This is a genomic window from Endoryza foliicola (assembly GCF_050589245.1).
GTDB classification, from domain to species: Bacteria; Bacteroidota; Bacteroidia; order Chitinophagales; family Chitinophagaceae; genus Endoryza; species Endoryza foliicola.
Window position 1 is genome coordinate 136,837 of sequence record NZ_JBOBEW010000005.1, and the last position, 11,439, is coordinate 148,275.

The 11,439-nt window shown below is 42.5% G+C and carries 9 protein-coding genes; 6 read left to right on the forward strand and 3 right to left on the reverse strand.

The features are described 5' to 3' along the window. Positions 1–22: 22 nt before the first annotated feature. Complete coding sequence (locus ACQ2HE_RS12880) at positions 23–1,270, reverse strand: MFS transporter (RefSeq protein WP_430896293.1); 1,248 nt, start codon at positions 1,268–1,270, stop codon at positions 23–25. Positions 1,271–1,438: 168 nt separating this feature from the next. Between ACQ2HE_RS12880 and hutH the strand changes: the two genes are divergently transcribed. From hutH to ACQ2HE_RS12910, 6 genes are read left to right on the forward strand one after another with little or no spacing between them, the layout of a single operon-like run. Continuing rightward, positions 1,439–2,986, forward strand: a complete 1,548-nt coding sequence (gene hutH / locus ACQ2HE_RS12885) for a histidine ammonia-lyase (RefSeq protein WP_430896291.1) — start codon at positions 1,439–1,441, stop codon at positions 2,984–2,986. A gap of 17 nt (positions 2,987–3,003) precedes the next feature. Next, positions 3,004–4,650, forward strand: a complete 1,647-nt coding sequence (gene hutU / locus ACQ2HE_RS12890; protein ID WP_430896288.1) for a urocanate hydratase — start codon at positions 3,004–3,006, stop codon at positions 4,648–4,650. Positions 4,651–4,683: 33 nt separating this feature from the next. Then, entirely contained in the window at positions 4,684–5,934 is a 1,251-nt protein-coding gene (locus tag ACQ2HE_RS12895) for a DUF3472 domain-containing protein (protein ID WP_430896285.1), read from the forward strand. A gap of 2 nt (positions 5,935–5,936) precedes the next feature. After that, the gene (locus tag ACQ2HE_RS12900) at positions 5,937–6,440 is read left to right on the forward strand and encodes a DinB family protein (RefSeq protein ID WP_430896282.1); all 504 of its coding nucleotides are present in this window, start codon (positions 5,937–5,939) and stop codon (positions 6,438–6,440) included. Positions 6,441–6,490: 50 nt separating this feature from the next. Beyond that, complete coding sequence (locus ACQ2HE_RS12905) at positions 6,491–7,399, forward strand: sugar phosphate isomerase/epimerase family protein (RefSeq protein WP_430896279.1); 909 nt, start codon at positions 6,491–6,493, stop codon at positions 7,397–7,399. A gap of 2 nt (positions 7,400–7,401) precedes the next feature. After that, the gene (locus tag ACQ2HE_RS12910; RefSeq protein ID WP_430896276.1) at positions 7,402–9,102 is read left to right on the forward strand and encodes a GMC oxidoreductase; all 1,701 of its coding nucleotides are present in this window, start codon (positions 7,402–7,404) and stop codon (positions 9,100–9,102) included. Positions 9,103–9,908: 806 nt separating this feature from the next. On the opposite strand, the gene ACQ2HE_RS12915 is transcribed toward ACQ2HE_RS12910, so the two are convergent. Both ACQ2HE_RS12915 and ACQ2HE_RS12920 read right to left on the reverse strand, forming a co-directional pair. Continuing rightward, positions 9,909–10,730, reverse strand: a complete 822-nt coding sequence (locus ACQ2HE_RS12915) for a hypothetical protein (RefSeq protein ID WP_430896274.1) — start codon at positions 10,728–10,730, stop codon at positions 9,909–9,911. Between the two features lie 34 nt (positions 10,731–10,764). After that, on the reverse strand, positions 10,765–11,397 hold the full coding sequence (locus ACQ2HE_RS12920; RefSeq protein ID WP_430896271.1) for a class I SAM-dependent methyltransferase: 633 nt from the start codon (positions 11,395–11,397) through the stop codon (positions 10,765–10,767). Positions 11,398–11,439: the final 42 nt, after the last annotated feature.

The following is an 11,439-nucleotide window of genomic DNA, read 5'->3' on the forward strand; positions in this document are numbered from 1 at the left end:
TGGCTTTATTATAATTTTTGAATTAGGCAGTTTTTGTTTTTGCATCGTTTCTAAACAACAAAAAGAACAACACCAATACCACAGCGGCAATTCCCGCCGGAACCAGCCATACACTTGTCCAATTGGTAACTGCAGTAGCTCCCGAGCCTGTAGTGTACTTGTCTTTTACGATACCCGACAATACAGAGCCGATCCACATTCCAATACCATAGGTTGCTAAAGAGATCAAGCCCTGAGCAGAAGATTTGATTTTTTCGCCGGCTTTTTGATCGGTATAGATCATTCCGCTTACGAAGAAGAAATCGTAGCAAATACCATGTAAAATGATACCTGCGTACAACATCCATGAATTGGAATCGGCATCGCCATAGCCAAAGCAAACGAAACGAACGATCCAAGCGACCAGTCCTAAAATCAGAATGTTTTTGATTCCAAGTTTGCCGTAGGCAAAGGGCAGCAATAACATGAATACTACTTCAGACACTTGACCAAGCGACATCTTATTTTCTACGTAGAATGTATCCGGTAAAAGTGCACCGGGGTTTGCAGCGATGAAGGCGTTCTTGTAAGCATCGGTGATAGATGGGTTGCCAAACGCATAATAGAAAGAGAGTGGAATACAGATGGCAACGCTTGAAAAGAAGAAGATGGTAAAGGAAGTGTTTTTAAACAATCCAAATGCATCTTTTCCTAAAATCTGACCAAAACTTGCTTTTCCGGTGGTAACAGGTGGTGTTTTAGGCAATGTAAATGCATACAATCCTAGTACAATCGCTACCGCCATAGAAATATAGAAGATCGTTACTTTATCGCCCCAGCCCATGCTTCCAATTAAATTGGTAACGGCAATCCATGCTACTGTTCCCAGTACCCGGATCGGGGGAAACTGCTTTTCCGGATTGGTCATTTGACGCATGGAAATAGATGCGGTTAATGCAATGGTAGGCGCAAACGACAAGCAATACAATAACATTAAAAAGTAGAAAGTGTTATAGTCGGTAGTTTGTGTTAATGAGTATAAAAGCGCCGCACCCACTAAATTGAGAATACCCAGTACTCTTTCGGCATTCATAAAACGATCCGCGATCATTCCAACAAAGAAGGGAGAAACAATCATTGCGATGGAGAAAGTAGCATAGATATTACCAACTTGGGTTCCGGTAAAATTGATGGCTAATAGATACTTTGAAAGTTGACCATACCAAGCTCCCCAAATTACGAATTGTAAAAACATCATAATGGCGAGTTGCACACTGATCCTAGATTTCATATTGCAGTTGTTTTAGTAATGGTGGAAATTACAAACAAATTGCAGATTCTCAACTCCATTCACAAAATAAAAGCCTTGTTTTTGCGGAAACGATTGACTAGAAAATGGTGCATTAAAAGTTTTTTTCAGGGAGGGGGATTTCCCTATTTTGTTGACCAATTCCTTGTTATGAGTGAGAAATTCCAATATGGGGTAGATACCCTAACGGTGAGTGCTGCCATTCAAATTGCCAATGGGGTAAAAAAAGCCTATTTGTCGGAAGATGCTGTTCAAAAGATTCGAAAAAGCGAAGCCGAGATCACAGAAATCGTGAATTCGGAACGCACGGTTTATGGCGTGAATACCGGTTTCGGAATCCTAGCCAATACACCTATTGATGCGGCAGATACCGCAACCCTTCAATACAAAATATTACAGAGCCATTCGGTAGGAGTAGGCAATCCCATTCCTGCTGAAGTGGCGAAGATCATGTTGATCACCAAAGTGCATGCTTTGGCAAGAGGCTTCAGCGGAGTTCAAATGTCAACACTGGAGCGTATTTGCTGGCATATTGAACAGGATATTATACCAATTGTTCCTGAGAAAGGAAGTGTAGGAGCCAGTGGGGATCTCGCTCCACTAGCGCATCTTTTCCTACCCTTAATTGGATTTGGTGAATGTTATTATAAAGGCGTTCGAACGCCTACTTCTGAAATTTTTAAAAAAGAAGGGGTGGGGCCCATTCAACTTGGACCAAAAGAAGGGTTGGCGTTGATCAACGGAACGCAGTTTATTTTAGCCTTTGCTGTAAAGGCAGTGCAACGATTACACAATTGCTTAGAAGCCGCAGATATAATTGGTGCGATGAGTTTGGAAGCCCTTACGGGCACCAAAGCACCCTTTGATGAACGGTTGCATGAATTGAGACCCTATGCAGGGAATAAACTTGTTGCACAGCGATTGAGGTTGTTGCTAGCCGGATCGGATATTATGGAAAGTCATATCGATTGTGGTCGCGTTCAAGATCCTTACAGTTTGCGCTGCATGCCTCAAGTACACGGTGCTTCCAGAAACGCCTGGTTGCATTTGAAAGAGCTCACAGAAATAGAACTGAATTCGGTAACCGATAATCCCATTATTTTAAGTGCAGACGATACGATCAGCGGCGGAAACTTTCACGGTCAACCGCTGGCTTTGCCACTCGATTATGCATGCATTGCTGCGGCTGAAATTGGAAACATCAGTGACCGCAGGTGTTATTTGTTATTGGAGGGAAAATGGGGCTTGCCCATGTTGTTGATGAAAGATGTAGGATTGAACAGCGGATTCATGATTCCTCAATACACCACTGCGGCCTTGGTTACAGAAAACAAGACCCTTTGCTTTCCGGCCAGTGCCGATAGTATTCCAACATCTTTAGGTCAGGAAGATCATGTGAGCATGGGTTCTATTAGTGGTCGAAAATTAAACCAAGTGATCGATAACTTGGAGTATATATTAGCGATCGAATTGCTAAGTGCTTGTCAGGCTATTGAATTCCGTCGTCCGCTTAAGAGCTCTCCGCATTTGGAAGCTGCACATGAGTACGTGCGAAGCTTTGTGGGCTTTGCGAGTGAGGATCGAATTTTCGCAGATGATATCAATAAAATGGTGGAATTGATTCGCGATTTTTCATTTGTAGACAAAGCGAGTTCAGCTACCACATTAAATAAAGGATTTGAATCTTTTCAGTTATAAAAATACAAACGCTTGCTATGAGTTACGATCCAATTAAATACAAAACGCCCACCGGTACTACCTTGAATTGTAAAGGATGGGTGCAGGAAGCTGCATTGAGAATGTTGTTGAATAATCTTGATCCTGAAGTAGCGGAACGCCCCGATGATTTAATCGTGTATGGTGGAAGAGGAAAAGCTGCCCGCAATTTTCCTGCATTGGATAAAATTATTGAATGCTTAAAAAAATTGGAATCCGATGAAAGTCTATTAATACAAAGTGGCAAACCCGTGGCCATGTTGAAGACCCATCCCGATGCTCCACGCGTGTTGTTGAGCAATTCTCAATTGGTTCCCAATTGGGCGAATTGGCAACATTTTACTGAGCTGGAACAAAAGGGATTGATGATGTACGGGCAAATGACGGCCGGCAGTTGGATCTATATCGGCTCTCAAGGAATTGTACAAGGTACTTATGAAACTTATGCTGCGGTTGCTGACAAGCATTTTGGTGGAACTTTGAAAGGCACCTTGAATGTAACAGCCGGCTTGGGAGGCATGGGTGGTGCGCAGCCACTCGCCATTACGATGAATGAAGGAGTGGCTTTAATAGCTGAAGTAGAGTTGTGGAGAATTGACAAACGTTTGGAAACAAGATACCTCGATGAAAAATACATCGACATCGATGAAGCCATCGACAAAGCCCTTGAATACAAAAAAGCGGGTATTGGAAAAAGTATTGGAGTGCTCTGTAATGCGGTGAATTTACTCGAGCGACTGTTGAGTAGAGGAGTAATTCCAGATACCTTAACCGATCAAACCAGCGCACACGATCCGTTAATAGGATACATTCCGCATACACTCACCAACGATCAAGCAAAAGCATTGCGTGAACAAGATCCAAATACGTATATAGAACGCAGTTATGAAAGCATGAAAAAGCATGTGAGTTTGATGTTGGACTTGATGAAAGCAGGTGCTATTACCTTCGACTATGGTAATAATATTCGTGCCCGCGCAAAAGAGCGTGGTTTGGAAAATGCTTTTGATTTCCCCGGTTTTGTTCCGGCCTATATTCGTCCACTGTTTTGTGAAGGGAAGGGCCCTTTCCGCTGGGCGGCTTTGAGTGGCGATCCTGCTGATATTGCGGTTACAGATGAACTGATCGGAAACATGTTTCCTGATAATAAGGGATTGCAACGATGGCTGCGTTTGGCCAAAGAGCGCATCGCATTTCAGGGTTTGCCGGCACGTATTTGTTGGCTCGGACAGGGCGAACGGGAGAAAGCTGGATTGGCCTTTAATGAATTGGTTCGCACAGGAAAAGTAAAAGCTCCCATTGTAATAGGGAGAGATCATTTGGATACCGGTTCTGTTGCGAGTCCAAATCGAGAAACCGAAGCCATGTTAGATGGCAGCGATGCGGTAGCCGATTGGCCGATCTTGAATGCACTTGTGAACACTGCAGGAGGTGCCAGTTGGGTGAGTTTACACCATGGTGGCGGAGTGGGCATGGGGTATAGTATTCATGCAGGAATGGTGATTGTAGCCGATGGTACCGATGCTGCGGCGGCTCGCTTGAGTAAAGTGTTAAGAAACGATCCGGGCATGGGTGTAATCCGTCATGCTGATGCAGGATATGAATTGGCAAAGGAAACGGCAAAAGCGAATAAGCTGGAAATTTGAGGCGAACTAATAATTAATAATGAATAATTAAGAATGAAGAAAGGGCTGGTACTGTTGATATTGATAATGTTATTTACGGTGAGTTTTGCACAACAAATAGGGGTGCCATTGGGCGGCAATTCATGGAGTGAGAAAGGAACGGTGACAGAGCGTGGATGGTTGGCTTGGAAAGACGCTTCTGTGAAATTCACAGTTTATGTGTACTTGGCGCAAAAAGGAACCTTGAAAGTAGCACTTCCAATTACAGCCGACGCAAACGGTGAATATGTTGCTACCATTCATAACAGCTCACACAATTCACGAAACAATGGCAACAGCCTCGACTTTGGTGAATGGAAGATCAACGATACAGGATATATCGCAATTACGATTCAGGGAAGCAAGACGGATAAACTATTTGGGCCTTTCGAGACAATGGAGATTTCAGGAACTGCGGTGAATGAAGCCACTAAATTCGTAAAAGACAATACCGATCATTTTTTTTACTGGGGGAGAAGAGGACCCTCTGTTCATTTGAATTATCAATGGCAGCAAGAGACCGATGAAAAAATCGAATACTTCTACAATGAAATGATGATTCCTAAAGGGGAAGATGTTATTGGATCGTACTTTATGGCTATTGGTTTTCAGCATGGGTATTTTGGAATTCAAGTGAACAGTAAAACAGAAAGAAGGGTCTTGTTTTCAGTTTGGAGTCCATTTCAAACGGATGACCCGAAAGCAATACCCGACTCTTTAAAAATTAGATTGATCAAAAAAGGAGAAGGCGTTAAAACGGGAGAGTTTGGAAACGAGGGATCGGGTGGACAAAGCTACCGCGTGTTTTCATGGAAAGCCGGAACGAAGTACCGTTTTCTGGTAAAAGGGATTCCTCAATCCAATGGCTACACGAATTTTACGGCTTGGTTTTACGATCCCATTAAAGGCAATTGGAATTTGATGGCCAGTTTCGATCGTCCAACCAAACCCGCTTATCTAACTAGGTTTCATTCGTTCTTGGAAAATTTTATTCCTGAAACCGGACATATTTCGAGAAAGGGGCTTTATAGAAATGCATGGGTGTACGAGCATACGAGAGGTTGGATTCCGGTAACAGCGGCTCAGTTCACCTACGACAATACGGCTCGGAAGCAGTGCAGAATGGACTACGATGGTGGTGCGGAGGGTAATTGGTTTTATTTGAAGAATTGCGGATTCTTCAATCCTACGATTCATTATAAGAAGGTTATAACACTCACGAGTACTGCAAAGCCGATATGGATTGATTTCACGAAACTCCCCTAAACATGGCGAAAACAGAATATTGGTTAAGAGGCCCGCTTCCTGAATATCCGGTATTGGTGCAACCGGTAGCACATGCACTTTTACAAGCGGTTGATGAAATTGAAGACCTGTTGATGGATTTCGATGCGTCAAAACTTTGGATCAAGCCCAATGGAATGGCATCTGTAGGATTTCATCTTGAGCACATAGCCGGAGTAATGGACCGCTTGTTCACTTATGCAGCGGGTGAGCAATTAACCGAAGTTCAATTACAGTATTTGAAACAAGAAGGAGCGGAGAAGCCGGGCACTACCAAAGAAGATTTGCTGGGGGCTTTGAAGCGCCAACTCGATCTTTGTTTAAGTTCACTTAAAAACACAGCGCCCGAAAACTTAACGGAAATTCGCTTCGTTGGCAGAAAACTTATTCCATCTACAATGATCGGATTGTTTGTTCATACTGCGGAGCATACCATGCGACATACGGGGCAGTTGTTGGTGACGGTAAAATGCTTGCCGAATATGTAATATCGAAGCTAATAACATCATTGATTCAGTTTTATTAGTAATTTCCTCTCATGAACCGTCGACACTTTCTTGCCGCTTCCGCCACTTTGGCGGCGAGTCCCTTAATGGCTCGCATCCCCTTTCAATCGGAATACAAACCACGATTGGGATTTTCAACCTTGGGTTGCCCCGATTGGACTTTGGATCAATCCATCGAGTTTGCCGCTGCTAACGGCTATCAAGGGATCGAACTCAGAGGCATTCAGCGAGAGCTGGATCTTACTAAAAGACCCGAGTTCTTCTCCAAAAAAGAAATCAATGAAGTGCGCGCGAAAATGAGAGCAAAGAAACTGCGATTCACCAACCTTGGTTCTTCCGCAACCCTACATTTCCCCAAAGGAGATATTAGAGACAAAAATATTGATGAAGGTAAACGTTTTATTCTGTTGGCAGAACAATTGGGATGTCCGAATATTCGAGTATTCCCCAACAACTTCCTAAAGGAACAAACCAAAGAGCAAACCCTTCAGTTAATTGCCGATGGACTGAATGAATTGGGTGAATTTGGAATGGAACATGGTGTATTCGTATTGATTGAAACCCATGGTGATCTGGTGTATTTGAAAGACCTTGAGTGGTTGATGAAGCAGGCAAAACATCCGAACATTGGCTTGGTGTGGGATTGTTGCAATATGTGGACCATCACCAAAGAGCCCCCCATGCAAGTGTATCAAAGTTTAAAGAAGTATATTTTTCACACACATATAAAAGACGCTCTTTTGGTTAATGGCCAACCGAAATATGTGTATTTGGGTAAAGGCCAAGTGCCCATTTTTGAAACCATTGATCTTTTAGTGAAAGATCAATTCAACGGCTCCTTCAGTTTTGAGTGGGAGAAAATGTGGCATCCTGAATTGGATGGCCCCGAACTCGCATTTGCAGATTATCCAAAAGCATTTATGGCCCATTTAAATAAGTAATCATGCCCGGTGAAGCTCCAAACATTAACACGAAAGCCGCTGTGCAAAACCATTTCGATGCCATTGTGGTAGGTTCAGGAATCTCCGGTGGTTGGGCAGCAAAAGAACTCTGTGAAAAAGGATTGAAGGTTTTACTATTAGATAGAGGTGAGCCGGTGGTTCATCCCAATTACCCCAACGCAACTTGGGATCCTTGGCAGTACAAACACCGATTGCGACTTTCTCCTGAAGACCGCAATCAGTTCCCCATTCAAAGCCGGCATTGGAGTTTAAAGGAAGATAGCAAGCATTTCTACATAAACGATTTGGAAAATACCTATCAAGAATCAAAACGTTTTGATTGGATCAGAAGTGGTGTGTTTGGCGGGCGTTCGTTGCTATGGTCGAGAGCCTGTTACCGTTGGAGCGATCTCGATTTTGAAGCCAATTCCAAAGACGGTCATGGAATTGATTGGCCGATTCGATACAAAGACATTGCTCCTTGGTATAGCTATGTAGAAAAATTTGTTGGCATCAGCGGTACAGTAGATAACATTCCGCAGCTTCCGGATAGTATTTGTTTACCTCCTTTTGAGATGAACAAAGTGGAGTTAGATTTTAAGCAACGCATCGCCGGTACTTACACTGATCGGCAAATCATTATTGGCAGAACCGCTAATGCTACGAGTCCTGTACAAGGGAACCATCAATGTCAGGCGCGCGATCTTTGTCACCGTGGATGCCCCTTCGGTGGTTATTTTAGTACCAATGCGAGAACGATACCGGCAGCACAGGCAACCGGTAACCTTACAATTAAGACCAATTCTTTAGTGAATAGAGTGCTCTACGATGAACAAAAAGAAAGAGCGAGTGGAGTAGAAGTGCTTGATACAAAAACCAAGCAAACAATAGAATACACTGCCAAAGTCATCTTTTTAAATGCTGCTACTGCTGCCACAACATTCATTTTATTGAATTCTGTTTCTAACAGATTCCCGACTGGATTGGGCAATGGAAGCGATCAAGTTGGTAGAAACTTAATGGATCATCACAAGGGTATCAGCGCCAACGCTGAAGTGGAAGGATTTGAGGCTTGGTATTACAATGGCCGACGTCCAACCGCACTCTATGTGCCGCGATTTAGAAATGTAAAACAACAAGATACTGATTTTTTAAGAGGCTATCATTTTGGTGCATCTGCATACCGAGGCAGAGGAATACCTTCTGATACCATTGGAACTGAGTTGAAAGAAGCCATGTCCGTACCCGGTAGTTGGGGAATAGGCGTGTATGGTTTTGGAGAATGCCTGCCTTATGAAGACAATAGAATTACACTTTCTAAAACAGAAAAAGATTCATTTGGTAGACCCCAATTGGTGTTCGATTGTGAGTTTAAGGACAATGAGAAGAAAATGAACAAAGACATGGCCGAGCAGGCTGGCGCCATGTTGGAAAAAGCAGGATATAAGAATGTGCGCATTTCAAACAATATGTCTTTCCCCGGAAATGCCAATCATGAAATGGGTACTGCGAGAATGGGTAAAGACCCGAAGAAATCAGTACTCAATGCGTTCAATCAAATGCATGAGGTGAAAAATGTGTTCATTACTGATGGAAGTTGTATGACATCGGGTTCCTGTGTAAACCCTTCACTCACATATATGGCACTCACCGCAAGGGCGGTTGATTATGCTGTAACTGAATTGAAGAAAGGCAGTATCTAATTATTAACGCGTTGTGCTATTGGATAATCAAGAAAAACTGATGGTATCTAAAGGAAGGATTCCTCACTCTTACATTTACTCCGTTGCCTACTTTTTATTTGTCTTAAACGATCTCATTTTGTAAGTATCATTCGTCCATCTCTGCCGAAAACGATGTTCGAAGCCATTTCGAGCATGCTTCGCAAGGCCGCAGGTCTGAAGAAGGATGCGAGAAATCTGGGTCCTTTAACCCCAAGCCCGTCATTCCGAACGAGCGAGGGTGCGAAGCAGCCGCAGCGAGAGAGGAACCTCAAAACGCGTTGTTAGAGAAGCGACTTCTTTGAAAGCGTTTTTGTCACTTAATGCACTGATGTTTTTAGTTATTTAGTTTTCAAGTTCTTAAGTTGCTACACTATTGAAACATGATACTCAAGTTCATGCTACTGTGTTAAAGCACAGAATGAAACCGGTAACTTGTATATTGCCCCAACTCAAAAACTTATTGGTGAGCTTTGAGAAAGAATCGCATTAAAAGAAGTCCATTTTAAACAACGCGTTTAGAGGTTCCTCTCTTCTTCGTTTGCTTTGCAAACTCAGTCGTTCGGAATGACGCCGTATTTTTTATTAAACATTCGATATTTTTCGTGGCACCCACGTCGGCCCTTCGGCTAGACCTGCGGTCCGCTCAGGGACCTAGTGGGGTCCGCTCAAAATATCGGCGGGAGGAGTCGCTTCGATAGAAGAGTACATTTTTATCGAAGCGTTATCGCTCATTAAATAGTATGTCATGAAATGTTGGAGACCGTTTATTTCAATAGCACAACGCGTTAATTATTATAAGTATACGTAACGGTAACTGTTTTCGATTCAAAATCATTCACAGCTGTAGCTTTCGTAGGATAGCCATCTGCTCTTGTTTGGTAGGTAAATACGTATTTAGGCCCACTAAAGTAATACATGATTTCCGAAGGCATGGTATCAAAGGCATATGCAAACTTTACATTCCAATTAAATCCTAATTTCTGAATAAAATAGGTGTAGGCTTCTGCAATAACCGGATGATTTAAATTACTGAGCTTGAAAGGGTTCTTAACACCAGATAATTTTAAGCGGTACAATTCCTGCCCCACTGTATTGCCATTGGTGAATTGTTTGAAAGCGACACCTTCATTGTCTTGTCCAAATTTTAAAACAAAGTCTTGACTCCGATCTTGGAAAAACTCTCTTTTTTCTAAACTCACCCCTTCTCCTCGATACGATACTACTTTGTTATATCCGTTGTATGTATAGAGAATATTTGCTTTTATAGAATCCGTCGTTTTTGCAATGGTATAAGTCACCAAGTCTCCGGGAGTAACTCCTGTTCCTAAAATAGTAAATCCTGATCCGCTTAATTCATTATTCGTATAGCTAAAACTGGTAGAACTCTTGTTGCAATAGGGGTCGAGAGAACTACAGGTAGCCGGATCCACAGAAGAAGGCGTGTACAGTATCGTGGTCAATTGATTGGAATTATTGTACTTAAAAGTGTACACTTCACCAGTTGAAATTTCGATTGATAAAAGTTGTACCGGTGCACTTTTATCGCCTTTTTTACAAGAAGTAATTAAAAGGAGACTGAGCCCCAAGGACAAAATTATTTTTAGCATGGCAAGTTTGTTGAACTATTGAATTTACAACAGTTTATGCAATATTGATCAAGCTTATTGGCTCAGTTAGTCCAAGCTCTTCTTTTTGGAAGATGATATGCTCCTTTACATAGGGTTCGAGTTTCGTTACGAACTCCCTAGCAGTCAAGCGATGAGGCGTGGTAAGAACTAATTGAATACCTGAATCGTGGAAGTAGCGAATGAGTTCAATACTTTTCTCAAAAATGGCCGGTTCATAATTGATATCACTCAATAGTACCAGGTCTGTGTCAATTTGATAAGACTGTTTTGTCCAATCCAATACCTGAAAACTGAGGTTTTTAAGATGGTTGATTTCAGCACTTTTTTGGATATAGCATTCGCAAGCTGCCTCCTTGTCTGTAGCTATTACAGTGCTTGCAGTACGCGCAGCAATAATACTGGGAAGACCCAATCCACAACCAAACTCAATGACTCTTTTTTGGTAACAACAATTCGTTTTCAATAAGTAGTCCGACAACACAATGGCCGAGTCCCAAAGCTTTGCCCAAAATGGAAAGGGTTCAGAGCCATCGCTTTCAAGTTTCACTTCGTATTCGTACTTCACTTGCGCTGCATTGGGCAGACAGATATCAATTTTCTCTCCGTTGCTAAATGGTATTGTTTGATATGTAAATGATGGTGTCATAAAAAACTAAGCCGGAACTGGATCCGGCTTAGCACAAGTATT